The sequence below is a fragment of the Micrococcus sp. iso_229 genome, assembly GCF_058072725.1.
In genome coordinates this window covers 931,274-954,870 of sequence record NZ_CM176514.1, presented here as the reverse complement: position 1 = coordinate 954,870, position 23,597 = coordinate 931,274, and the positions used below count along the sequence as shown (strand labels likewise).

Here is a 23,597-nt window from a genome sequence, read left to right as displayed (position 1 = left end):
CACCGGCCCGTGGGAGGTCGTGAATGAGCATTGCGTGATCCGGTTCGGGTCGGTCGCAGCGGGCATCACCGGGGCCACGAGGTCACGCCGGGCAAGCCTGCGTTTACTCACTGCGCACCACCCAACCCAACGCGAGCATCCCCGCCGGCGTGAGGCCCAACTGTGCCCCCAGGTGGCGCATCTCCTGGGCCTGCCAGGCGGACGCGGTACCCCCGTAGACCGCCGTCGCATGGACGATGTACGCGGCCACGGCGGCGATGAATGAGTCATCCCACTGCGTAGCCTGCGGCGACTGCCACAGGTTCTTCCACAGGGCGCGCTCTTCACGGGACCAGTCGCGCATTTTCGGCAGAGCGGGAACGGGCAGAGTACAGCCCTCAGCGGGCAGCTCCGTGAGGTTTGAGCGTGTTCCCGTGGCCCTTCTGCGGGATCGTGGTTTGGTCGGATTTGGCATCGGGCCGGGCATTCCGGCACCTCCTTGCGTCGATTCGGATGAGGCCATCTGCGTAGCCCGCACCTGGCAGACCTCACCCGCGGTGCTGGCGACCCACCCGCCGGTGGCTCCCCCTGGCCTCGTGGGGGTCAGTCGTAGAGGTGGGAGCGTCGTCCGCCTGCCGCGTTGTTGCAGCGCGCGTGTGATGGTCCGAGGTACTGCGTGCGGTCGTGGTCGTCGTGGTCGAGGTGCCAGGGTTCGCCGGGTGTGATGGGTCCGCCGCATCTCTGGCAGCAGATGCCGCCACGTTGGACTCGTGTATCCCATTCGGCGCGGGCGCGTCTGTGCGCGGCCCCGTAGCCTCGGGCAGTCGCGGTGCCCCGGCTCCGGTCGTACTCCTTGTTGTGCTCCGGGCAGTAGCGGCCCACGGCAGGACGTGGACAGCCTGGCCTCGGACAGATGCGTTTAGCGCGTGCCATGTGTTGCTCCTTGCAGCAGCGGCGACGGCCCAAGCGGTGGTGCGTAGGCCGTCGCCGTGTGCTGTCTCTCGTCCGGTCAGGCGGCGTTGGTGCCGGGCAGCGGGAGGCCGTAGAACTCGGCGGATCGAATGCTGATGGTCTCGGCCTCTACGGCTGCGGCCACGTCCTCGGCGGTTGCCTCGTGGACGGGCACCCAGTGGTGGAGTCCGGCGAGGATGCCCTCCGGTCCGGGGCCAGCGTCGGGCGCGGCGTCGGGGACGGTCTGCCCGGTGTAGCTGTCCCGCCACTGGATGGCCCTGTAATGCAGGAACGGGGACCCGGGCACGTCGGGGTAGGTGACGACGCGCTCCACGTTCTCTCCTGCCTTGAACTCGGCCAGCGCGGCCAGGCGTGCGGCCTCGTTCTCGGCGTGCCGTTCAGCGGCGGTGGGCACGTACTTGCCCAGGGTGGTGTCGTCTCCGGTGATGCTGGCCTGGGCCGTGTCTTGCATGGTCTCGGCCCACTCATCGGCGTAGATGAACGCCATCCGGTCCAGGACGCGGCGGTGGTGCGTGTCGAAGTCGGCCCCGCTGGGGGCGCGGTAGTTCGCCAGGCCGGCGGGCAGTTCCTGCCCCAGTGCCACGGCAGCCTCGCGCAGCAGGGACCGGATGGACTCTGAGCGGCGCGCAATGGACAGGTAGCGGGCAGTGGCGCGCATGACCGGATCGGCCTCCAGCGCGGCGATGAGGGCTTCCTGTGCCGCCTTCAGGTCGGCCCTGTTCTCCTCGGCCAGACGTTCGATCCCGCCCGCGTTGAGCAGGTTGTGCGCGAACGCCCTGCGCCGGTCCTGGATGCGCTGGGCCTCGGCATCCCTGCGCCGGGCGAGTTCGGCCTGTGCGGCCTCGGCCTCGGACAGTGCGGCCTCCACCTTCTTCTGTGCTGCGGTGCGCGCCTTCTGGGCTGCATCGTCCACGGATGCGTGGGCCTGGTCGGCGGTCTGGGCAAGCTTGGTCAGCTGGTCAGTGGTCATCTCAGAGATGGGGTTCGTGGTCATGGTGCGTGTCCTTCCTTGGACGGTCAGTTGTGGTGCTCGGGGCGGGGGTTGATGGTGATTGAGTCGAGGGCGTCGGCGAGGTCGTGGGCTAGTCGGTACGCGGCCTCGGGGGTGAGCATTTGGCGGGGTTTGCCCATGCTGAAGATGCCCACGCCGTCATGCCGGTGACCGTGTTCGTCGGTGAGTTCGACGCGCTCGGCGCGGATTGTCTGACTGGTTTCGTTGTTGTGCGCCCACATGTGGGGGCGGGCGACGAATCGGGCTCTCATGGGTCAGTCCTCCGGGTCGGTGGTGGGCAGCGGGGCGGCGGGTGTGCCGTCCGCGTCGGTCATGGGGGGATGGTCTGGGCGGGGCGCGCGTGGCCCCTTCCCGGCGGGATGCCGCCTCATGGCGTCCAGCACGTCGGCGCGTCTGTCGCGTCCGCCTCGTGCGAGGGCGATGAACCGGCGTAGCTGGGCATCGGTGTGCCTAGGTGTGATGTCCAGGGACGTTGTTGCGTGAATAGCTGACAGGCGAAGGCCTCCTGTTGCGAGAGTGGAGTTGTCGAGAAACCGCTCACGCGAACAGAAGGCCTTCATGCCCCACGCTAACGCCGCCCTGACCCCTCGCGCCCGCCTACGCCTGGCCAAGCTCATCGTCGAGGAGCACTGGCCGGTCGCCACCGCGGCCAAGATGTTCATGGTCTCCCCACCCACCGCACGCAAATGGGCCACACGCTTCCGGGCCGAGGGACCTGCAGGGATGGCAGACCGGTCCAGCCGGCCGTCCACGATGCCGACCAGAACACCGCCGGCGGTGGTGAAACAGATCGTGGCCGCCCGATGGCGCCGACGCCTGGGGCCGGCACAGATCGCTGGAGAACTCGGGATGCCGGCCTCCACCGTCCATGCCGTGCTCGTGCGCTGCCGGATCAACCGCCTCGCCCGTCTGGACCGGGTCACCGGCGAGCCGATCCGCCGCTACGAGCACCCCCACCCCGGCTCGCTGATCCACGTCGACGTCACCAAGTTCGGGCGCATCCCCGACGGGGGCGGACACCGATTCGTCGGGCGCCAGCAGGGCATGAAGCACCGCGCGGCGACCTCGGACCGCGAAGGAACCCGTGATGCCCGATACCAGCCCCGGCTCGGGGTGGGCTTTCTGCACACCGTGATCGATGATCACTCCCGCTTCGCCTATGTCGAGATGCACTCCGATGAACGCAGCCAGACGGCCATCGCGGTGTTGCGCCGCGCGGTCGCCCACTTCGCACGCCTGGGAGTGGAGGTGGAGCGGGTGCTCTCGGACAACGGCTCGGCCTACCGCTCGCATGCCTGGCGTGATGCCTGCACCGAGCTCGGGATCAAGCCCAAGCGGACTCGGCCCTACCGGCCGCAGACGAACGGGAAGATTGAGCGGTTCCATCGCACGCTCGCTGACGGGTGGGCCTACGCCCGGTTCTATAGCTCAGAGACGGAGCGCAGGGCCGCGTTGCCTGGATGGCTGCACTTCTACAATCATCATCGCGTCCACTCCGCGATCGGCGCCGCGCCTGCCACCCGGCTCAACAACCTCCCTGGACATCACACCTAGGGCGGGTCATGGGGCCTCCTTCTTCTTCAGGGCTTCTAGTTCGGTTTCGGCTTTCTCGGCGCGTAGCCGGTGGCGTTCGGCACGATCCATGTGGAACCGGAGCATCTGGCGCAGGTTGTCGGCCTCGGTGGGGCGTTCGGTTGTGGTGGTGGTGTTCATCTGTCCTCCGTGGGGACGGCGACGGCCCCCGACCGTGAGGTGGTCGAGGGCCGTCTAGGGGGGGGTGAGTGGTTCCCGGTGGTTCCCAGTGGTTCCGGTACCACCGGGACCTGGTTCCCGTGAGTGGTTCCTGGTCCCGGTCTTTAGACCGGGACCCGGACCCACCCGGGGACCATCAGGACGGGATGAGATGGAGGGTCGAGCGATTCGGCCCGGGCTTAGTGATGATCTGCCCCGCCGCCACGAGTTCGCGCACGGTGGCGACGGTGTCTTGCTTGCGCCCGGGAACGGCGGCACAGATGCCGTTCAGGCTCGGCGGACTGGGGCAGTCGCGGACCCATGCCAGGACGGCTGCGCGGCGCTCCTCCTCCACCTGGACGGCGTGCGCCTCCGGTTCCACCTCGCGCGCCGGGGGCTCCAGCGCGTAGACGATGCGGCCCGGGTCCGTGGAGTCGATCACGGCCACGGCGACGGCCTGGGTGCGGTCGGACTTGCGCCAGGCTCCACCGTGACCACGGATGCGCCCGGGCCGGTCCTTGCCCACCCGCACGGCCAGCCGTCCGCACATCCCGACCCCGAGCGGGGCCAGCGGCTCCACGATGAACGCAGCACCGTCGAGCGCGGACAACTTCGACTGCGCACCGATAGCGAACCGTCCCCGTCCCTCGGCAGACTTCGTGACGTGGTCCACGAGCACCACAGCGGCCCCGGTGGACCGTGCGAGCGCACGCGGCACGCGCCGAATCCACCCGGTCACTTCGTCGTTGTCGATGCTCGCCACGCTGGACACGCTCAGCGCCTCCGTGACGCCGTCCAGCACGGCCAGTTCGTACCGGGTCGCCTTGATGGCTGACCAGGCGCTCGCCTCCAGGTACGGCCCGTTGACGGGGTCCGTCTGGGGCTGCACGTAGTCGAGGTGGTTAGCGAGCTCTGACGGGTCGGCCCCCATCTTCACGAGCCGGTCAACCACGGTGGCCGGGTCCGATTCGTAGTCGATGAACAACACGCGCCCGCCCGCCGCGATGGTCTCCACGACGACGGCGAGCATCAGCATGGACTTCCCGGACTCGGACTCTCCCGCGACGCTGTGAACGTGTCCGGGGTACAGCAGGTGTACGCCGTCCGTGCGCGCCATCAGGCGGGCCTGAGCGGGCTGGATCGTGCCGTTGAGGTACCCGGCCAGGTCCAGCGGCTTCCAGGTCGCCACAGGGGCATCTGCGGCCTCCGCACCATTGGCCGGCCAGGCGTAGGCGGCGGGGTCGATCTCTTCCAGGTCATGCGGCGTCGTCAAGGTCGGTCACCTCCTTCAGTCCCGCGCGGGCGGCGGTGTGCCAGGTGCGGAATCGGGCGACGGATCGGGCCTGCGCGGCTTCGGCCCCGTCCCACCCTGCGAACGTGCGGGCGACGGACTCCACCACGGCAGGGTGCGCCGCACCCTGGGCCAGTCCTTCGGCCAGTCCATCGGCGTGCCCCTGGGCGTAGGCGGCGGCGTAGAGCGCACGGTCAGCGGCCACGCGCTCGGCCACGGACTCGGCGGCGGTCATGCCTCCCACCCCCGAACCGTCTCCGTTTCGTTGATGCGGGCGAGCACGATGGACGCCCGGTGACCACGCATCACAGCCCGGTTCATGGCCTTCTCGGCGGCATCCAGGGAGTACATGAATCGACGCCGATAGCGGACGCGATCAGCTTCTTGAATGGCGACGATGAGGACGTGCACGCCTTCCAAAAGGTCTGCTGCATCCGGTATAGTGGGGGCAGGCTCAGGCGCGTTGGTGGTGGCCGGGTCAGTTGGTTTCTGGAACGCCGTCCCCTTGCCCTGGGGGCGGCGTTCTTCCATGTTCGGGGTCGTCATCGGGAGGCCACCCCCAGACGCTCACGGTGCGCCGCGATGTAGTCGCGGGCAGCGGCGCTCTGGCGGGCGCGGACAGCCCGCTGATAGTCCTCGTGGGCACGGCGCGTGAACGTGGGCGTGCGGTCCCTCCCGACGTTGCCGGCCTCCGTCAGCCGGTCCACGGAGCGCAGGTGCCGGGCCGGGTGCGGAGTCAGGTCGTCGGCCAGCAGCTCCGGCAGCGTGGCGACGGCCACGGCGCGGTGCTTGGTCGCCAGCCGGACCAGCAGGTCGGCATCACGCCGGGAGAGGCCCAGCTCGTGCCGGTAGTGCTGGGCGACCTCACCGATCAGCGTGAGGCGCTTCTCGGCGGTGGGGGTGGGCTTCGGCGAACGTTCGTTCGCAGCCAGGGCGGGGACGGCGGCTCTCACTGGGCATCCCGCGCCTTGGTCGGACGCAGCAGGGCAGCGATGCGGTCGCGCTGGGCGTCCGTCAGGGGCGGGGCCTCGGCCACCACCTTCTTGACGTAGGCGTCGAGCTTGGCGGCGGCGAGGTCGCGGCGGGCGTTGATCAGGTCGGGGTCTGTAGCAGGTCGGGATCGGCTGAGGGACGCCACACGTCCCCGCAGGGCCAGGGTCTCGGACACGAGAGAGCCTCCAAGGCAGGGTGAATTACCCTCTGCTTGGAGGCTTAGTGTCCCGGCCCGCTTAGGCGGTGCCAGACGCTAGATATTATAGCACCCTGAGCACATGCTCATGCAAGCCGCCGTATCGCGGCGGCGAGGACGCTCAAACTGACCTCCCGCAGCCCAGCCTCACGAAACTTCGGGGCCACCCCCTGCAAGGTCTCCTGCCGGGTCGTGACGGTCCGCCCACAGCGCGCACATTCCATCCGGTATCGGGTCCGCGCCTGGGAGTAATCCAGGCCCGCCAGAATTGGGAGACCGTCGTCATCTGTCGGGATGCGTCGGTCTCCAATCATGGTCTGCGCCTGGACGCCAGGAACGGCGAGTTGCAGGCCCGTGCCAATGATGAACTTCGGGAGTACGGTCCAATAGTCGCGGCCAGTCTGCGCCTTCATCTCCGGGGACAGGGCCAGAGAGCCGATGAGCCACGGGTCGCCCTCGTGCGATGCCTCCTCGCAGTAGATGCCGATCCGCTCGGCCATTTGCTCAGGCGTGAGGCTGGAAAACGCCCGCTGGCGCTCCATTATTGACACTGGGACTTCAGCCATTGTTGGGATTCTGTACTGAAACACCGACTCAGTCATCGTCGTTTCCCTTCCAAGTGATCTGCACCGTTTCGAGGTCGAGATAGTGGTCCCCGGTCTCCCACCCTGCCGGGCGTCCCTTCTTGCCCGCAGGGTAGATCGTGACGGTGGCGAGGCCGTCCACAATTGCCCGTTGCGCTCCAATTGGCGCGGCGAGGAACGCATTCCCGGCGTCCTCTACGTCGGCAAGCCCGGAAAGCACTGAAGCCGACGTGAGCCGTGCCAGCTCGGCGGCGGCGGCTTCGATCTTCGCGTCAATACGCGCGCCAGCGGCCTTCACTTGCGACCCGTCGAGTAGCCCGTCCGCATAGTCGTTCGCGAGCTGCGTTCGGCGTTCGCGCAGCATCGAAAGCTCCCGACGAATCGTATTGGGGGCTGCGTCGTCCGCGTCATCCTCACGCCGCAGCACGTTCGGGTCGGCCCGGAGACGGGCGGCTATGGCCTCCCGGATGAAATGGTCGATTGGCTCCTGAGCACGCGACACATGCGCGCCGGTCTTGCACCGATACACGCGATAGCCCCGAGAGGCAGCGCTCGCCCGCACGTGGTCGCCGCACACCCCACAGCGAAACAGGCTCGACCCTAGATGTTTCACTCGGTTCGACCCGTGATTCGTTCTGCGTGCCGGATCCGTGAGGACGGACCGCACCGCCTGCCACTCGTCTTCTGACAGGATGGCCGGCCATGCCGCTGGGCCGGTCACCTTGCCGTAGTGCTCCACAAGACCGGCGTTGCGTGGGCGCAACAGGATTCGACGCAGCTGGACCGGCTGCAACCCCGAGTCGGCGCGGCGCGTACCCTTGAATCCGCGATCCCGCAGGTCTGCCGTGACGGACCGCAGCGACTCCCCCGCAACGATCCGGCCAGCAGCCTCCCGCAATGCCTGGGCTTCGGTCTCACGAATAGTCATCCCGTCGGCTTCGTATCCGAACGGACGCGGCCCGCCCCTAAAGGCTCCTTCTTCCAGGCGCTGTTGCTTCGCCCGGGTCACGCGCTCGGAAATTCGGTCGGCCTCGGCGGCATCGTTTGCGGCGAGCACTCTGAGAACCATGCGCCCATCTGCCGTGTCGAACTGTGCTGAGGACGAGACCACGGTATGCACCTGCAAGCCGTGTGTTTCGGAGAGACGAATCAAGCTTTCCCACTCAAGGGGTCGGCGTGTGATCCGACTGTTCGAGTAGGCAAGGATGACGTTCACCTCGCCCGCTTTCACAGCCTCCAACAGCTCACGAAACGCGGGGCGCGCTTTCCGACTCCGTGAGCTAGCCCCAATGTCGTTGTCCTTGAAAACTCGCGGATGCAGAGTGAGCCCCATGCGCTCGGCCAGCGCTCGGCAGTCCGCCTCCTGGCGCTCCACGCCAGCGGCCCGCCCGTCAGCGTCGCGGCTGATCCGAACGTAGATTGCGGCGGTGGCCTTGCGCTTGGTCATGTGTCTAGTCTAACGTTTCGCCAGGTCGTGGCAGGCGCCTCGCTTGTGCACCCCCGCCGGCAGCAGGTTCACGGTCAGGTGCCGCCGGGTCAGGGGCAGTCCGGCGTTGCGCGCGGCGGAGCGGATGCGGTCCCGGCTCTCCTGCAGCGCCTGGTCCGGCAGGCCGAGGAGGGTGAACCCGGGCAGGGACTGGGCGATGTCCGCCTCGACGTGCACGACCTCCCCGCGCAGACCCGCCAGCGTGATGGAGCGGGTGCGTCCGATGCCGCTCACGGCCGCACGTCCTGCAGCAGGTCGAAGCGGATCCCTCCCGTGCGCGGCACCAGCACGGCGACGGCGTCGACGCGCCAGGGCGTCCCCCGGCGGTCCGCGGCGTGGGCCCGCACCCACGCCGCGGTGAGGCGGTGCAGCCGGGTGAGCTTGCGCCGGTCGATCGACTCGAACGGGTCGCCGAAGGCCAGGCCCGAGCGGGTCTTCACCTCGACGCCCACCCACCAGCCGGCGTGGTGGGCCACGATGTCCAGCTCTCCGGCCTCGCCCCGCCAGTTGCGGTCGGCGATCACGTAGCCGCGCTCGGCGAGCCAGCGCGCGGCGGCGTCCTCGCCGAACCGGCCCAATGCCGTGTGCGCGCGGCTGGCGCGCCTGTCTCCGGGCGGCTGCGCCCCGATCCGTTCCGCGGTCCCCGTCATCCCGACCACCTCCTGGGCACCAGGGTGGTCCCGAGCAGGGTCGCCGGGTGGGTGGCGGCGGGGATTGTGCGGGGCCTGACGCCTGTGCAGGAGTGGACGTCGGCGTCCCGCCCTCGGGGCCGATCAGGGGTGGGTCAGCTCGGCAGCTGGCCGTCCGGCGGGACCGTCAGGTCCTCGGTGGGAAGCTCCTCGATGTTCACGTCCTTGAAGGTCAGCACCTTCACGCGCTTGATGAACCGCTGCGTGCGGTACACGTCCCACACCCAGGCGTCCTCGAGCAGGATCTCGAAGAACACGTCCCCGTCCGCCTGGCGGGGCGTCAGCCGCACGTCGTTGGCGAGGTAGAAGCGCCGCTCGGTCTCCACGACGTAGCGGAACAGGCCCACCACGTCCCGGTACTCGCGGTAGAGCAGCAGCTCGGCCTCGGCCTCGAAGTCCTCGACGTCGTCTGCGCTCATGACATGCCTCCTCAGTGTTCGCCGCGCACCCGCGACAGTCCGGGCACGCACGGCCTCCATCCTCCCCCGTCCGGGGGTCGCACGTCGAACGGGCGGCCGCGCCCGGCCCCAGGGACTCAGTCGAACAGGGTGGGCGGCCCCTCCGCGGGCGCGCCCGGCAGCCCGAGGTTCCAGCTGCGCCGGTGCTGCTCGCTCGCCCCGCGCTCGGCCAGGGCGGCCCGGTGCGCGGCCGAGCCGTACCCCTTGTTCCCGGCCCACCCGTACCCGGGGTGCTCCGTGTCGAGGGCGATCATGACGTCGTCGCGGGCCACCTTCGCGGCGATCGACGCGGCCGCCACCGTCGCGCACCGATCCTCGGCCCGCACCAGCATCGTGGGCACGGGCGGCAGCGGACGCGGCGCGGGCGCGGGGCCGGCGTCGGGATCGGAGCGGCTCAGCCAGTCGTCCCGACCGTCGAGCACGAGGGCGACCGGCTCCTGCCCCACCGCGGCGCACAGCGCCGCCCAGGCCCGTCGCCCGGCGAGACCGAGGGCCGCCGAGATCCCGAGCGCGTCGATCTCCGGGGGGCTGGCCTCGCCCAGCGCCACCCCGGCCGCCCAGTCCTCGATCTGCGGGATCAGGACGCGCCGGCGTCGGTCCGTGAGCGCCTTCGAGTCGCGCACCGGAGGGATCTGCCCCGCGGCGGGCAGCCAGACGGCGCACACCCCAACGACGACGGGCCCGGCCAGTGCGCCCCGGCCCACCTCGTCCATGCCCGCCACGAGCACCCGGTCCACTCCCCGCGCGGCGAGGACCGGCGCGGCCAGCCCCGCCTCGACGTCCAGGCCGGCGCGCACCGTCGGCCGGCCACCGCCCCGGCGGGCGGTCACGTGCGGGCCTCCGGCGCGGGCGCGTCCGGCACGGCGGCGAACGCGTCGGGATCGGCGCCGGCGTCGCCGATCCGGTCCAGCGGCCAGACCACGAACCGGGCGCGGCCCACCACGTCGTCGAGGGCCACGAACCCGCCCCCGGGCCCGGTGAGGTGCGCGCGGGAGTCCGCCGACGCCGAGCGATGGTCGCCGAGCACCCACAGCCGCCCCGCGGGGACGGTCACCTCGAACGCCTCCTGCGCGGGCGTCTCCCCCGGCGCGAGGTACGGCTCCTCCACGGGCACCCCGTTCACGCGCAGCGTCTGCTCGCCGGGCGTCCAGGAGACGATGTCCCCCGGCAGTCCGACGGCCCGCTTGATCACGTGGCCGCCCCCGGGCAGCCAGCCCTTCGTGTCCTCGAACACCACCACGTCACCGCGGCGCACCGGGAACGGATCCGGGGTGAGCAGCGTGGCGACCACGCGGTCGCCGGCCCGCAGCCCGGGCTCCATGGACGAGGACGGGATGGCGTACATGCGCGCCAGGAACGCCCACGCCAGCACGCAGGCGAGCACGGTCACGGCGGCCGCGATCAGCGCGGTGCGGCGCCCGGTCACGGCGTGTCCCCGGAGGGGACGTCCACGGTCCCGCGGCGGGCCAGCGGCCACACGATCCCCGCGGCCCGGCCCTCGACCCGCTCGAGCGGGATCAGCCCGCCGCCGGGGGCGCCCAGCAGTGCGCGGGAGTCCCGGGAGGCGGCGCGGTGGTCGCCCAGGACCACCATGCGCCCCTCGGGCACCTCGAAGGACCAGGTCCCCGCCGCGGCCGGCTCGTCCGCGGTCACAGGCCTGCCGAGATACGGCTCGTCCAGCGGCTCGCCGTTGCGCAGCAGCCGGCCGTCCGGGGCACAGCACTCGAGGCGGTCCCCCGGCAGGGCCAGCACGCGCTTGACGAACACGTCCTCGGCCGCGCCGACACCCCACCACCGGGCGACGCCCTCGAGGCCGCGCTCGAGCGATCCGGCCGAACGGTACGGCGCCAGGCTGCCGGCGCCGTCGAACACCACCACGTCGCCGTGATGCAGGCCCTGCCCACCGGCCGCGGCGGCGTCCACCCGCACGCGGTCGCCGGGCTGCAGGGCCGGCTCCATCGACCCGGAGGGGATCAGGTAGACGGGGCCGGTGAGAGCCCGCAGCACCGCGGCCACCACGACGGCGGCCACCACGGTCAGGCCGAGCCACGCCCACCAGCGGCTCGCACCGGAGGCGGGGGCCGCCGTCGTGCCCGAGGAGGAACCGGCCCCGGACGCGACGGAGCCCCGTGACCGGCGGGGGTCACGGGGCTCCGAGGTGCGCATGGGTCGATCACCGGTCGGCGGGGCCGACCGGGATGATCACTTGGCGTCGGCGCGCTTCTCGCGGATGCGGGCGGCCTTGCCGTGGCGGTCGCGCATGTAGTACAGCTTCGCGCGGCGCACGTCGCCCTTGGTGACGACCTCGATCTTGTCGATGACCGGGGAGTGCACCGGGAACACGCGCTCCACGCCGATGCCGAAGGACACCTTGCGGACGCGGAAGGTCTCGCGCACGCCGTAGCCCTGACGGCCCATGACGTAGCCCTGGAACACCTGGACGCGGGCGGTCTTGCCCTCGATGATGTTCACGTGCACCTTGACGGTGTCGCCGGGGGCGAACTCCGGGATGTCGTCGCGCAGCGTCTTCTTGTCGAACGAGTCGAGAATGTGCATGTCGTCTCTCCTGGCGGATGCCACAGGTCAACCGCGTGGTATGCGGGCGCACGGCCCGTCCACGTCCGCATGACGAGGGGGCCGGGTCCCGAGCCGAGGGCCGGGCTCCGCACGTGGGGTGCGGTCCCGGGGTCCGATCCGTTGACGCGCGCCCCCTGTGGCAGGTCGGGCGTCCGGCGGACACGAGGACCCATTATGCCACAGCCGATGACGTTGCGACGCCCCTCCAGCCCGTGGGGCGCGGCGGGTCAGTCCTCGGAGTCGTACGCCGCCCACAGGTCCGGACGCCGCTCGCGCGTGCGCTCCTCCTGCTGGGCCCGACGCCAGGCCGCGACCTTGCCGTGATCGCCGGAGAGCAGCACGGGCGGCACCGCACGGCCCCGCCAGTCTGCGGGCTTGGTGTAGACCGGGTACTCCAGCAGGCCGTCCTCGTGGGACTCCTCGACGAGCGAGGCCGGGTTGCCCACGACGCCCGGCACGAGGCGGCCGATGGCCTCGATCATCGCCAGCGCGGCGACCTCGCCGCCGTTGAGCACGTAGTCGCCCAGTGAGACCAGCCGCACCTCGAAGAGCTCCTCGGCCCAGCCGAAGACGCGCTCGTCGATGCCCTCGTACCGGCCGCACGCGATCGCCACGTGCTCCCGGCCCGCCAGTTCGCGGGCGAGCCGCTGGGTGAAGCGCTCCCCCGAGGGCGTCGGCACGAGCAGCACGGGGCGGTCCCCCGGCCCCGCCGACGCCGGATCGGCGGGGGCCAGCGCCGCGGGCCCCTGGGCCGCCACGTGCTCGAGCGCGAGCGCCCACGGCTCGGGTTTCATCACCATGCCGGCGCCGCCGCCGTAGGGGGTGTCGTCCACGGTGCGGTGCCGGTCGAAGGTGAAGTCGCGCAGGTCGTGGACGTGCACGTCCACGAGGCCCTCGCGGCGGGCACGGCCCAGCAGCGAGACGTCGAGCACCGCGAGGTACTCCGGGAAGATCGTGACGACGTCGAAGCGCACCGCTCAGTCCTCCGGATCCGCATCGGCGGGGCGCGCGGCGGCGGGCCCGTCTGCGGCGTCCTCGTCCTCGCCGGTGGCGAGCTCGAGGAGCCCCGGCGGCGGGGTCAGCACAAGCACGCCGGCCTCGGGGTCGATCTCCGGGACGATCTCCTCGACGAAGGGCACCAGGGCCTCCTCCTCGACGCCGTCCAACGCGACGTGCAGCAGGTCCTGGACCGCCCCGGTGGTCAGGGCCGTGACGACGCCGACGCGCTCGCCCTCGACCCGCACCTCGAGGTCCACGAGGTCCTCCTCGTACCACTCGTCGGACTCCTCGGGCGCGGCAGGAACGGCGAACAGCTGGGCGCCGCGCAGGGTCTCGGCGACGTTGCGGTCCGGCGACTCGGCGAAGCCGACCACGAGGATCTGCTTGTTCCACCGGGCCCGGGTGACGGTGAGCTCCGCCGGCAGGCCCGGGGCGCCGTCGCGCACCACGAGGCGCTCCCCGGGGGCGAAGCGGGCGTCCGGGTCGTCGGTGAAGACCTGCACGGTCACCTCGCCGCGGATGCCGTGCGGCTTGCCGATGCGGGCGACGCGGACGAGGTCGTCCTGGGCTGCGGGACTCATGGGCTCTCCTGGGTGGGGCGATCGGTGGCGGGAAGGGGCGGGGCCGCAGACGACGACGGCCCGCCGGCCCGGTGAGGGGCGGGCGGGCCGTGCGTCACGGGCCGTCAGGAGCGGCGGTCGGTCTCCACCACGTCCACGCGGACGGGGTGGCCGGCCAGGCCGTCCAGCACGGTGCGCAGCGCGGTGGCGGTGCGACCCTGTCGGCCGATCACGCGACCCAGGTCCTCGGGGGCCACGCGGACCTCCAGCATGTCGCCGCGCCGCTGGGAGCGGGCGTCCACGCGGACCGCCTCGGGCGTGTCCACGATGCCGCGCACCAGGTGCTCGAGGGCCTCGGTCAGCATGGTCACTCGGACTTCTCGGCGCCCTCGGCCGGCGCCTCAGCGGCCTCCTCGGCCGGGGCCTCGGCGGCCTGCTCGGACTCGGCCGGGGCCTCCTCCTGCTTCGGCTCCTCCGGCAGGATGACCGAGCCCTTCTCGGGGGCCACGAAGGCCTCCTTCTCGGACTTGGACTTCAGGGTGCCCTCGGCGCCCGACTCGCCCTTGAACTTCTGCCAGTCACCGGTGACCTTCAGCAGCGCGGCGACCTGCTCGGTCGGCTGGGCGCCGACGGAGAGCCAGTACTGGGCGCGCTCCGAGTCGATCTCGATGAACGAGGGCTCCTCGGTGGGGTGGTACTTGCCGATCTCCTCGATGGCACGGCCATCGCGGCGGGTGCGCGAGTCCATGACGACGACGCGGTAGAACGGGGCGCGGATCTTGCCGAACCGCTTCAGACGAATCTTGACAGCCACGAGTGTGGTTCTCCTTCAGTGGATCTGGGGGGCCGGGGCACGACGCCGCGTGGGGGCAGCGGGCGTCGACGACCTGGCACACGGAACGGAGCGCAGCGGAGGATAGAGGGTCGTCCGGGCTCACGCTCAGTACCGTGCCATTCTGCCAGATCGGGCGGGCCGGTGCACACCCGGCACGCCGAGACCGGGCAGCGGGCGACTCAGCGGTCCTTGAGGTACTTCTCGAAGCCCGCCGGCAGGTTGAGGGTGGACGGGTCGAAGCCGTCCATCCCCGCGCCGTCGCGGCCGAACACGGCCCCGGCCTGCGCCTGGGCGGCGCGGGCGCGCCGCTCCTCGATCGCCTTGCGCTCGGCCGCGGCCTTGGCCGGGTTGCCGGACTTCACGCGATCGCGCTTGGCGTTCTTGCCCTTGCCCTTCGCCTTGCGGGAGGCGCCGCCCGGCATCCCGGGCATGCCCGGGATGCCACCGCCGGCGGCCATGCGCTTCATCATCTTCTGCGCCTCCGCGAAGCGCTCGAGCAGGCCGTTGACCTCGGACACGCTCACGCCCGAGCCGCGGGCGATGCGGGCACGGCGCGAACCGTTGATGATCTTGGGGGCCACGCGCTCGTGCGGGGTCATCGAGTGGATGATCGCCTCGACGCGGCCGATCGACGACTCGTCGAACTGCTCGAGCTGCTGCCGCATGCCCTGGGCGCCCGGCATCATCATGAGCATCTTCTTCAGCGAGCCCATCTTCTTGAGCTGCTGCATCTGGGCGAGGAAGTCGTCGAGGGTGAAGTCCTCCTGGTCCGCGAATTTGCGGGCCATCTTCTCGGCCTCGGTGCGGTCCCAGTTCTGCTCGGCCTGCTCGATCAGGGAGAGCACGTCGCCCATGTCGAGGATGCGCGAGGCCATGCGGTCCGGGTGGAAGACCTCGAAGTCCTTCAGGCCCTCGCCCGTGGAGGCGAACATGATCGGCTTGCCGGTCACGTGGCGGACGGACAGCGCGGCGCCGCCGCGCGCGTCGCCGTCGAGCTTGGTGAGCACGACGCCGGTGAAGCCGACGCCCTCGTTGAACGCCTGGGCCGTGGCCACGGCGTCCTGGCCGATCATCGCGTCGATGACGAAGAGCACCTCGTCCGGGTCCACGGCGGCGCGGATGTCCGCGGCCTGCTGCATGAGCTCGGCGTCCACGCCGAGGCGGCCGGCGGTGTCGATGATGACCACGTCGTGGTACTTCGTGTTGGCCTCGGCGACGCCGTCGCGGGCCACCTGCACCGGGTCGCCAGTGGCGGCCTCGAACTCGGAGGAGACGCCGGGGTGCGGCGCGTAGACCGGGACGCCGGCGCGCTCGCCGCCGACCTGCAGCTGCTTCACGGCGTTCGGACGCTGGAGGTCGCAGGCCACGAGCAGCGGGGTGTGGCCCTGGGACTTGAGCAGGTGGGCGAGCTTGCCGGCGAGGGTCGTCTTGCCGGCGCCCTGCAGGCCCACGAGCATGATGACGGTGGTGCCCGTCTTGGCGTGCTGGATGCGCCGGGTCTCGCCGCCGAGGATGCCCACGAGCTCCTCGTTGACGATCTTCAAGACCTGCTGGCCCGGGTTCAGTGCCTGGGCCACCTCGGCGCCGAGGGCGCGCTCCTTGATCTGCGCGATGAACTGGCGGACCACGGGCACGGCGACATCGGCGTCCAGGAGGGCGCGGCGGATCTCGCGTGCGGTGGCGTCGATGTCCGCCTCGCTCAGCCGCCCCTTGCCCTTGAGGCTGCGGAAGGTGGCTGTGAGGCGGTCGGACAGGGAGTTGAACACGGCGGGTGTGATCCTTCGAAGCGGGGTCGACTGAGCCGGACGCGGTCGGTCGCGGGCGCCGCGGCATCCACCGCGGCGCCCGCCAAGCCTAGCAACCGACCGGCCTCACCCGTCCGCGGCGGCTCACCGCGCCTCGGCGGGGACGGGCACCCCGCCGAAGCCGACGTCGTAGGCCGACTCGTCGTGCAGGGTCAGATCGACGCCCCGCTCCTCGTCCTCCTTGCTCACCCGCAGGCCCATGGTCCCGCGCAGGACCAGGGCGATGGCCGTGGTCACCACGGCGGTGAAGACCACGGCGACGAGCACGGCCACCGTCTGGGCCACCAGAAGACCGGCGTCTCCGCCGTAGAACAGGCCCGCCCGGCCCTCGTCCGGCAGGGCGAAGAAGCCGATCAGCACGGTGCCCAGGATGCCGGAGGTGAGGTGCACGCCGACGACGTCGAGCGAATCGTCGAAGCCGAGGCGGTACTTGAGGTTGACCGCGAGCGCGCTGGCCGCACCGGAGACGAGGCCGATCGCCACGGCCCCCAGGGGGCTCACAAAGGCGCACGCGGGCGTGATGGCGACCAGGCCCGAGACGATCCCGGACGCGGTGCCGATCGAGGTCGGCCGGCCGCGGCGCAGCCACTCCACGAACACCCAGCCGAGCATGCCGGCGGCGCCGGCGGCGAGGGTGTCCACCCAGATCAATCCGAGCTCGTCGACACTGCCCGCCGCGCCCCCGTTGAACCCGAACCAGCCGAACCAGAGCAGGGCCGCGCCGAGCATGGTGAACGGGACGTTGTGCGGCCGGTGGCCGGGGTCCACGCCGAAGCCGTGGCGCTTGCCCAGCATCAGCGCGAGCACGAGGGCGGCCACGCCGGCGCTGATGTGCACCACGAGGCCACCGGCGAAGTCGAGGGCCTCCCCCAGGCGGGCGCCGATGGCGCCGTCCGCGGAGAGGAGACCGCCGCCCCACACCATGTAGGCCAGCGGGGCGTAGACGACGGTGGTCCAGACGGGCACGAAGACGCACCACGTGACGAACTTGAAGCGGTCGGCCACCGCGCCGGAAATGAGGGCGACCGCGATGATCGCAAAGGTGGCGCCGTAGGCCGCCGCGACGAGTCCGCCCTCGGCCATCGTGCCGGTCAGCCCGAGGTCACCGGCGGGGTTCCCCACCACCCCGGCCCACCCGTCGCCACCGGTCATCCCGTGGACCCACAGGACCCAGACGACGCCGACGAGGCCCATCGAGACGAAGGACATCATGATCATGTTGAGCGAGGACTTCGCGCGGGTCATGCCGCCGTAGAAGATGGCCAGTCCGGGTGTCATGAGCAGGACCATCGCCGCGCTCGTCACCATCCACACTGTCCCTGCGTCCAGGACGTTCGACTCCTCCATGGGGGTCTCCTTCGGTCCGGGCCGCGAGCCGGGGGCGAACGCCCGTCCCGCGGCGTCGCTGCCCGGCCCCGATCGGGGCCGATGGAGGGACAATACCGGAGGAGTGGGCCACGCCACATGTTGATGACGTCTCCGTGACAGAACAGGGCCCCTCCCGACGACGTCGGGAGGGGCCCTGGACCGGGGTGCGGGACGTCAGTCGGCCAGCAGCGCGTCCACGAAGCCCTCCGCGGTGAACGGTGCGAGGTCGTCGGGGCCCTCGCCGAGGCCGATCAGCTTGACGGGCACGCCAAGCTGGCGCTGGATGGCGATCACGATGCCGCCCTTGGCGGTGCCGTCCAGCTTGGTCAGCACGATGCCGGTGACGTCCACGACCTCGGCGAACACCTTCGCCTGGGTCAGGCCGTTCTGGCCGGTGGTGGCGTCGAGGACGAGCAGGACCTCGTCCACCTCGGCCTGCTTCTCGATGACGCGCTTGATCTTGCCGAGCTCGTCCATGAGGTTGGCCTTGTTCTGCAGGCGGCCCGCGGTGTCCACCAGCACGACGTCGACGCCCTCGGCGATGCCGTGCTCCACGGCCTCGAAGGCGACGGACGCCGGGTCGGCGCCCTCCTTCTCGGAGCGGACGGTCTCGACGCCCACGCGGGCACCCCATGTGGCGAGCTGCTCGGCGGCGGCGGCGCGGAAGGTGTCCGCGGCGCCGAGCATGACGGTGCGGTCCTCCGCCACGAGCACACGGGCGAGCTTGCCCACGGTGGTGGTCTTGCCGACACCGTTGACGCCCACGACCATGGTCACGGCGGGGCGGTCGCCCCTGCGGGTCGCGGCGAGACGGCGATCCATCGAGGGGTCCACCATCGCCACGAGTTCCTCGCGCAGCAGGGTGCGCACCTGCTCGGGGTCACGCGTGCCCTCGACCGTGACGCGGGCCTTGAGACGGTCGACGAGCTCCAGGGTGGGCTCGGTGCCGAGGTCCGCCATCAGCAGCGTCTCCTCGATCTCGTCCCACACGTCGTCGTCGATGCGGTCCTGGGACAGCAGCGCCAGCAGGCCCTTGCCGAAGACGTTGTTGGACTTGAGTAGGCGAGCCCGCAGGCGGGCCAGGCGCGAGCCGGCGGCCTCGGGCCGCTCGTACTCGGGCTTCGCCGGGGCGGTCTCCACCTCCTCGACGACGGCGGGCTCCGGCTCGGCGACGACGGCCGGCGCCTCGTCGACCTCGGGGCGTTCCAGGACGGCGGTGGAGCCCGACGGGGCCGCGTGCCGCGGGCTCGGGCGCGGGTCGTCCGCGTCCCGCACTTCCTGGTACGAGCCCTTCGGCGGGGCGGGGCGGCGGTCCAGCAGGCCGACGAGCACGCCGCCCAGCAGCAGGGCGGCCACGACTGAGACTATGAGCACGATTTCCACGGGCCCAGTCTGTCACACGGGCCGTCGCCCGCCCCGGGCCGCACCGTTCACGTCAGGCGGGAGAGGGTGCCGTCCTGCTGCACCGCGACGCGGGCGTGCCCATCCTCGCTCCGGATCGTGAGGATGACGGAGCCGTCCGGGGCGCTCTCACTGTCCACCCTCACGGCGTCGCCCGCGGCGGCCGGGACGAGCACACTCACGATCGCGGACTCGGCTCCGGTCGAACGGAACGCGACCTGCGTCGCTTCCTCCCGCTCCTGCTCTGCGGGGTAGTGCCATCCGTGGTGGGCGTGGCCGCCCTCGACGTCGGTCTCACCCCGTCGCAGGTGCACACCGCCGCGCGACACCGGCTCACCGTCCAGGCGCACCTGCACCAGGGTCGTCGATTCGCCGGAGTCTGCGTCCACCGCCCGGACGGTGTCCTCTGAGACCCTCTCTGCCGAGAACTCCGCCGGAAGATTCCACAGCGTCTCGACCACATGGTCCGTCCGGCCGTCGAGGATGCGGGTGCGATCGACGATGACGGCGGCGTCCGGGGCGGTGAGCACGAGAACAGAACGGGCCCGCTCCCCGCCGACTTCCAGCTTCTGGCGCGCCGTCGCACCGTCGGCAGAGCCATCCGACGACACCCACACATCACCCCGCTCGGCGGGACCCGCGCCCGGGTACTCGTCGAGCGTCGGAATGTGGATCACGTTGTGCGCAGTCGGCCCCAGACCCCACGGTCGCCAGCTGTCCTCGACGATGCCGGGATGTCCCCCGTCTTCGACGATCTGGCGACCGCGAGCCGTGTACAGGAACTGCATCAGATCACCGCGGTGGGACTTCGTCTCCCGCCCCGTGCCCGTGCGCAGCATCCATGCGGCGGCGTCCGCGAAGCCGTCTCCGGGAGTTCCCCAGGATGACCGGCCGAATACAGGGCCGGAGTCAAAGGCACGGACACGCTCAGCAGGCGCGACGCCCTCCGCCCCGTTGGTGGCCGCGTAGCGCAGTTCATCGCTCATGCCGTCGAATGGTTTGACAGGGAACTCCGCGCTGTCCCCGTATTGCCAGTAGGAGCCCGTCGAATCAACCATATGAGGAAGGGCTTGGCCCATTTCTCTCACCGCATCCTCGAAAGCGCCCGATTCGACCCCGCAGTCGGCTGCCGTCTCATCAATGTCTTGGAAGAGAACATAGTTGAACTGCGCGTAATGCGGCGCTGCTTCGTTGCTGAGACCCTGGTCGTCCACCTGGAAGGGGATATCACCTTCGGCGCGCTCCATGGCATGCTCCATCCAGTCCGGTCGGCCCAGAACGCACCCGGCACCCAGAAGCGCCAGGTTCTCCATCGACCCGTGATTGTGCCGCCGTGAGTAGCGCGCCATGTTCTGCGCCGCGTGCTGGCCGATCAGATCATCCAGCCAGGCATACTCCTCCGGCAGACTGCCGTCCTCGGCGAGTTCAGCAGAACGTGCTGCGCGGTCGGCGACCACTTCCCGGAAGCAGAGGAGGACGCCCATGCGATGATGGTTGGCTTCCGCATCATCGTGGTCGCCGCCCCATCCGCCTTCGTGGTCAGCCCGCCAATCGCGTATGACGCGCTCAGCGACACCGAGGGCTTCCTCGTCGCCTTCACGCCCGGCTTCGATACTGGGCCCGATCCACTTGAGAGAAGACAGCCACAGACGCCAGCCCTCGTCCTGGTAAGGATCTCTATCCCAGTCGATGTCACCCGATCCGTCACCCACCGCGACGGGATCGAACTGGCGCCACCCGTAGACGTCCCGCGCATTGGTCTCCACCGTGTTGAATCTCTGGAGCTGCCCATAGGCTCGACACGGATAGAGGCTTGCGCGTTCGACTGCGGTCATGGGGTGGCCAGCTGTCTGGGGAGGATCCCCGGGCTCGTCGCCGGGCGCCGCGGCAGGTTGCGGTGTACAGCCCGCCAACCCGACAGCAGCGGCCAGCACGCCAGCGCAGGCGCGAAGCATCCGGCGACGACGGCCGGAGGAAGACCGGTGGTCCATCTCACCAGTGTCCCACGGGGCTTGGCGGACGTCGCCCCGGGCCGCACACCCGGCGCCGTGCAAGGATGGCGGTCATGCCGTCGTCGTCCGCCCGCTCCTCGCGGGTCCCCCTGCCCCGTGAGATTAAGGTCCTCGTCGCCGCCGCGTTCATCATCGCGATCGGCTTCGGCATCATCGCCCCGCTGCTGCCGCAGTACGCGGCGACGTTCGACGCGTCCGCCGTCGGGGTGGCCGCCGTCGTGTCCGTGTTCGGGCTGACCCGCCTCCTGTTCGCCCCGGTCTCCGGCAGGCTGACGAACCGGCTCGGCGAGACGCCCGTGTACATGACGGGCGTGCTGATCGTGGCCGCGTCCATGTTCCTGGTGGCCTTCGCACAGACCTTCCCGCAGCTGCTCCTCTTCCGGGCCCTCGGCGGCGTCGGCTCCACCCTCTTCACCGTGTCCGCCATGGCGTTCCTGGCCCGCAAGTCCCCGCCCACGATGCGCGGCCGGATCTCGGGCGCCTACGCGTCCGCGTTCCTGATCGGCAACATCGTGGGTCCGATCGTGGGCTCCGCCCTGTCCGTGTTCGGGTACCGGGCTCCGTTCCTCATCTACGGCAGCTCCCTGGTGGTGGCAGCGGCCCTCGTGTTCTTCCTGCTCAAGGACACCCGGCTCGCGGACCGCGCCGTCCGCGACGTCCGCCCCGCCATGCCGGTCCGGGAGGCCCTGTCCAACCCGTCCTACCGGGCCGCGCTGGTCTCCTTCTTCGCCAACGGCTGGGCGACGTTCGGGGTGCGCAACTCGGTGATGCCCCTGTTCGCGGCCACCGCGTTCGCCGGCACGGGGCTGCTGGGCTGGCAGGTGGACGGCGCGCTCATGGCGGGCCTGGCCCTGTCCGTGTTCGCCCTCGGCAACGTCACCGCTGTGACATTCAGCTCGCGGCTGTCCGACGTGCACGGGCGCCGTCCGCTGATCCTGACGGGCCTGCTCGTCATGGCCGTCACCACCGGGGTCATCGGCTGGATGAGCTCGCCCGTGCTCTTCCTGCTCGCGTGCCTGCTGGCCGGCGCGGGCACGGGCACCCTGAACGCCCCGCAGCAGGCGGCCATCGCCGACGTCGTGGGCCAGGGGCGGCGCTCCGGCGCTGTGATGTCCACCGCCCAGATGTCCGCGGACCTGGGCGCCATCTCCGGCCCGCTGCTGGCCGGCCTCGTGGTGGACACGGCCGGCTATGGGTGGGCGTTCGCGCTCACCGGCGGCGTCATCCTGCTCGGTGCCCTCGCGTGGTGGCGCGCCCCGGAGACCAACGTGCCGATCGTGCCCGGCGGTCCCCGCACCGGGTCCCTGCCGCTGGTCCGCCCGGAGGACGCCCGGGTGACCCCGCGCGAGGACGGGTGAAGTCGGGGCACGCACGAGGCCGCCGTCCCCGCGGGGACGGCGGCCTCGTGGCCTCGACGGGGTGTCCCCGTCCGAGGTGCGGTGCGGCTCAGGCGCCGTCGAAGGCCGGCAGCCGCTCGCCCACGCCGAGCAGCTCGGCGATCGCCGAGACCGTGCGCTCGGCCGCGCGGCCGTCGCCGTAGGGGTTCACCGCCTGGGACATCGCGGTGTACGCGGCCTCATCCGTCAGCAGGCGGGTGACCTCGGTGACCACGACCTCCTCGTCCGTGCCGATCAGACGCACGGTGCCGGCGGTCACGGCCTCGGGACGCTCGGTGTTCTCGCGCATCACGAGGACGGGCTTGCCCAGGGACGGGGCCTCCTCCTGGACGCCGCCGGAGTCCGTCAGCACGACGGTGGCCACGGACAGCAGGTGGGTGAACTCGCCGTAGGCCAGGGGCTCGGTCACGAGCACGTTCTCGCGGCCCTCGATCTCCGGCAGGATCGCCTCGCGCACCACCGGGTTGCGATGCGCCGGCAGGACGAAGGTGACCTCCGGGTGGTCCGCGGCCAGGCGGGCCAGGGCGCGCCCGACGCCGCGCATCGCGTCGCCCTGGTTCTCGCGCCGGTGGGTGGTCACCAGGACGACGCGACGGCCGGACGCCTCCAGCTCGGCCAGACGCTCGTCCTCGAACGGCACCTGGTGGCCGACGGCCTCCAGCAGCGCGTCGATCACGGTGTTGCCCGTGACGTACACGTCCTCCGCGGCCACGGCCTCACGCAGCAGGTTGTCCCGGCTCACGGTGGTCGGGGGCAGGTGCAGCGCCGAGATCTGGCTGGTGATCTTGCGGTTGGCCTCCTCCGGGAACGGGGAGAGGATGTCGAAGCTGCGCAGGCCCGCCTCGGCGTGCACCACGGGGATGCCGCGGTTGAAGGCGGCGACGGCGCCCGCCGTCGAGGTCGTCGTGTCGCCCTGGACGACGACGGCGTCCGGTCGCTCCTGCTCGAGGACGGCGTCGAGCCCGTCGAGGGTGCGGGCGAACACGCCGTTGAGGGTCTGGCGGGGCTGGATGATGTTCAGGTCATGGTCCGGGACGATGCCGAACAGCTCGTTGACCTGGTCCAGCATCTCGCGGTGCTGCCCCGTGACGGTCACCACGCACTCGAACCGCTTGTCAGCCTGCAGCGCCTTGACGATGGGGGCCACCTTGATGGCCTCCGGGCGGGTTCCGTAGATGGGCATGACCTTGGGCACAGTTGCTCCTCTTGACTGGACGACGGACCGCGGCCGCGGCTCGATCAGGCTCGACGC

General features: G+C 71.0%; 28 protein-coding genes and 1 pseudogene. 2 read left to right on the top strand and 27 right to left on the bottom strand.

Annotated features, from left to right (window positions below):
- Positions 1-103: 103 nt before the first annotated feature.
- The 3 genes from AC3RKA_RS04455 to AC3RKA_RS04445 all read right to left on the bottom strand — a co-directional run bounded on the left by AC3RKA_RS04455 (position 104) and on the right by AC3RKA_RS04445 (position 2,214).
- On the bottom strand, positions 104-454 hold the full coding sequence (locus AC3RKA_RS04455; RefSeq protein WP_489727600.1) for a phage terminase small subunit: 351 nt from the start codon (positions 452-454) through the stop codon (positions 104-106).
- 534 nt (positions 455-988) lie between these two features.
- Positions 989-1,945 (bottom strand): hypothetical protein, encoded by a 957-nt coding sequence (locus AC3RKA_RS04450; protein WP_489727557.1) that lies wholly within the window; start codon positions 1,943-1,945, stop codon positions 989-991.
- A gap of 23 nt (positions 1,946-1,968) precedes the next feature.
- Positions 1,969-2,214 carry a hypothetical protein gene (locus AC3RKA_RS04445; protein WP_489727556.1) on the bottom strand — a complete coding sequence of 82 codons (246 nt, stop codon included), beginning with the start codon at positions 2,212-2,214 and terminating at the stop codon, positions 1,969-1,971.
- Positions 2,215-2,521: 307 nt separating this feature from the next.
- Between AC3RKA_RS04445 and AC3RKA_RS04440 the strand changes: the two genes are divergently transcribed.
- Positions 2,522-3,517: an IS481 family transposase gene (locus tag AC3RKA_RS04440; RefSeq protein ID WP_081091226.1), complete on the top strand. Its 996-nt coding sequence runs from the start codon at positions 2,522-2,524 to the stop codon at positions 3,515-3,517.
- A 6-nt stretch (positions 3,518-3,523) separates the two neighbouring features.
- Here AC3RKA_RS04440 and AC3RKA_RS04435 read toward each other — a convergent pair whose 3' ends face one another.
- The 23 genes and pseudogenes from AC3RKA_RS04435 to AC3RKA_RS04325 form a co-directional block, all read right to left on the bottom strand.
- Positions 3,524-3,676, bottom strand: coding sequence for a hypothetical protein (locus AC3RKA_RS04435; RefSeq protein ID WP_489727555.1), 153 nt, complete (start codon positions 3,674-3,676; stop codon positions 3,524-3,526).
- Positions 3,677-3,851: 175 nt separating this feature from the next.
- On the bottom strand, positions 3,852-4,967 hold the full coding sequence (locus tag AC3RKA_RS04430) for an AAA family ATPase (RefSeq protein ID WP_489727554.1): 1,116 nt from the start codon (positions 4,965-4,967) through the stop codon (positions 3,852-3,854).
- Positions 4,951-5,220 carry a hypothetical protein gene (locus tag AC3RKA_RS04425; protein ID WP_489727553.1) on the bottom strand — a complete coding sequence of 90 codons (270 nt, stop codon included), beginning with the start codon at positions 5,218-5,220 and terminating at the stop codon, positions 4,951-4,953. Before AC3RKA_RS04425 ends, AC3RKA_RS04430 begins: the two co-directional genes overlap by 17 nt.
- On the bottom strand, positions 5,217-5,531 hold the full coding sequence (locus AC3RKA_RS04420) for a hypothetical protein (RefSeq protein ID WP_489727552.1): 315 nt from the start codon (positions 5,529-5,531) through the stop codon (positions 5,217-5,219). Before AC3RKA_RS04420 ends, AC3RKA_RS04425 begins: the two co-directional genes overlap by 4 nt.
- On the bottom strand, positions 5,528-5,938 hold the full coding sequence (locus AC3RKA_RS04415; RefSeq protein WP_489727551.1) for a hypothetical protein: 411 nt from the start codon (positions 5,936-5,938) through the stop codon (positions 5,528-5,530). The genes AC3RKA_RS04420 and AC3RKA_RS04415 overlap by 4 nt, the downstream gene beginning before the upstream one ends.
- Complete coding sequence (locus AC3RKA_RS04410) at positions 5,935-6,153, bottom strand: hypothetical protein (RefSeq protein ID WP_170747788.1); 219 nt, start codon at positions 6,151-6,153, stop codon at positions 5,935-5,937. The genes AC3RKA_RS04415 and AC3RKA_RS04410 overlap by 4 nt, the downstream gene beginning before the upstream one ends.
- A 107-nt stretch (positions 6,154-6,260) precedes the next feature.
- Positions 6,261-6,740, bottom strand: a complete 480-nt coding sequence (locus tag AC3RKA_RS04405; RefSeq protein WP_489727550.1) for a hypothetical protein — start codon at positions 6,738-6,740, stop codon at positions 6,261-6,263.
- Positions 6,741-6,768: 28 nt separating this feature from the next.
- The gene (locus AC3RKA_RS04400; RefSeq protein WP_489727549.1) at positions 6,769-8,205 is read right to left on the bottom strand and encodes a recombinase family protein; all 1,437 of its coding nucleotides are present in this window, start codon (positions 8,203-8,205) and stop codon (positions 6,769-6,771) included.
- Positions 8,206-8,223: 18 nt separating this feature from the next.
- Positions 8,224-8,478 (bottom strand): annotated as a pseudogene (locus tag AC3RKA_RS04395) (magnesium chelatase domain-containing protein); the annotation flags it as partial.
- Complete coding sequence (locus AC3RKA_RS04390; protein ID WP_002853815.1) at positions 8,475-8,894, bottom strand: YraN family protein; 420 nt, start codon at positions 8,892-8,894, stop codon at positions 8,475-8,477. The pseudogene AC3RKA_RS04395 and the gene AC3RKA_RS04390, both read right to left, overlap by 4 nt.
- A 134-nt stretch (positions 8,895-9,028) precedes the next feature.
- Positions 9,029-9,352 carry a DUF2469 domain-containing protein gene (locus AC3RKA_RS04385; protein WP_002853817.1) on the bottom strand — a complete coding sequence of 108 codons (324 nt, stop codon included), beginning with the start codon at positions 9,350-9,352 and terminating at the stop codon, positions 9,029-9,031.
- A 116-nt stretch (positions 9,353-9,468) separates the two neighbouring features.
- Positions 9,469-10,221, bottom strand: a complete 753-nt coding sequence (rnhB, locus tag AC3RKA_RS04380) for a ribonuclease HII (RefSeq protein ID WP_336264922.1) — start codon at positions 10,219-10,221, stop codon at positions 9,469-9,471.
- A complete protein-coding gene (gene lepB, locus AC3RKA_RS04375) occupies positions 10,218-10,817 on the bottom strand; it encodes a signal peptidase I (RefSeq protein ID WP_489727548.1) in 600 nt (199 codons plus the stop codon). The genes rnhB and lepB (AC3RKA_RS04375) overlap by 4 nt, the downstream gene beginning before the upstream one ends.
- Entirely contained in the window at positions 10,814-11,557 is a 744-nt protein-coding gene (gene lepB, locus AC3RKA_RS04370) for a signal peptidase I (protein ID WP_489727547.1), read from the bottom strand. The genes lepB (AC3RKA_RS04375) and lepB (AC3RKA_RS04370) overlap by 4 nt, the downstream gene beginning before the upstream one ends.
- A 36-nt stretch (positions 11,558-11,593) precedes the next feature.
- Positions 11,594-11,947: a 50S ribosomal protein L19 gene (rplS, locus tag AC3RKA_RS04365; protein ID WP_002853821.1), complete on the bottom strand. Its 354-nt coding sequence runs from the start codon at positions 11,945-11,947 to the stop codon at positions 11,594-11,596.
- Positions 11,948-12,195: 248 nt separating this feature from the next.
- Positions 12,196-12,942, bottom strand: a complete 747-nt coding sequence (gene trmD / locus AC3RKA_RS04360) for a tRNA (guanosine(37)-N1)-methyltransferase TrmD (RefSeq protein WP_489727546.1) — start codon at positions 12,940-12,942, stop codon at positions 12,196-12,198.
- 3 nt (positions 12,943-12,945) lie between these two features.
- Positions 12,946-13,548, bottom strand: a complete 603-nt coding sequence (rimM, locus tag AC3RKA_RS04355) for a ribosome maturation factor RimM (protein ID WP_002853823.1) — start codon at positions 13,546-13,548, stop codon at positions 12,946-12,948.
- Positions 13,549-13,652: 104 nt separating this feature from the next.
- Positions 13,653-13,892 carry an RNA-binding protein gene (locus tag AC3RKA_RS04350; RefSeq protein WP_029248213.1) on the bottom strand — a complete coding sequence of 80 codons (240 nt, stop codon included), beginning with the start codon at positions 13,890-13,892 and terminating at the stop codon, positions 13,653-13,655.
- 2 nt (positions 13,893-13,894) lie between these two features.
- On the bottom strand, positions 13,895-14,341 hold the full coding sequence (rpsP, locus tag AC3RKA_RS04345; RefSeq protein WP_489727545.1) for a 30S ribosomal protein S16: 447 nt from the start codon (positions 14,339-14,341) through the stop codon (positions 13,895-13,897).
- A gap of 200 nt (positions 14,342-14,541) precedes the next feature.
- Positions 14,542-16,128 (bottom strand): signal recognition particle protein, encoded by a 1,587-nt coding sequence (gene ffh, locus AC3RKA_RS04340; RefSeq protein WP_489727544.1) that lies wholly within the window; start codon positions 16,126-16,128, stop codon positions 14,542-14,544.
- A 123-nt stretch (positions 16,129-16,251) separates the two neighbouring features.
- Complete coding sequence (locus AC3RKA_RS04335) at positions 16,252-17,514, bottom strand: ammonium transporter (RefSeq protein ID WP_049158763.1); 1,263 nt, start codon at positions 17,512-17,514, stop codon at positions 16,252-16,254.
- 195 nt (positions 17,515-17,709) lie between these two features.
- Complete coding sequence (gene ftsY / locus AC3RKA_RS04330; protein ID WP_489727543.1) at positions 17,710-18,918, bottom strand: signal recognition particle-docking protein FtsY; 1,209 nt, start codon at positions 18,916-18,918, stop codon at positions 17,710-17,712.
- Positions 18,919-18,965: 47 nt separating this feature from the next.
- A complete protein-coding gene (locus AC3RKA_RS04325; protein WP_489727542.1) occupies positions 18,966-20,771 on the bottom strand; it encodes an alginate lyase family protein in 1,806 nt (601 codons plus the stop codon).
- Positions 20,772-21,001: 230 nt separating this feature from the next.
- Here AC3RKA_RS04325 and AC3RKA_RS04320 point away from each other — a divergent pair, with 230 nt between their 5' ends.
- Positions 21,002-22,306, top strand: coding sequence for an MFS transporter (locus AC3RKA_RS04320; protein WP_060775591.1), 1,305 nt, complete (start codon positions 21,002-21,004; stop codon positions 22,304-22,306).
- An 88-nt stretch (positions 22,307-22,394) separates the two neighbouring features.
- On the opposite strand, the gene wecB is transcribed toward AC3RKA_RS04320, so the two are convergent.
- Positions 22,395-23,540: a non-hydrolyzing UDP-N-acetylglucosamine 2-epimerase gene (gene wecB, locus AC3RKA_RS04315; protein WP_060775590.1), complete on the bottom strand. Its 1,146-nt coding sequence runs from the start codon at positions 23,538-23,540 to the stop codon at positions 22,395-22,397.
- Positions 23,541-23,597: the final 57 nt, after the last annotated feature.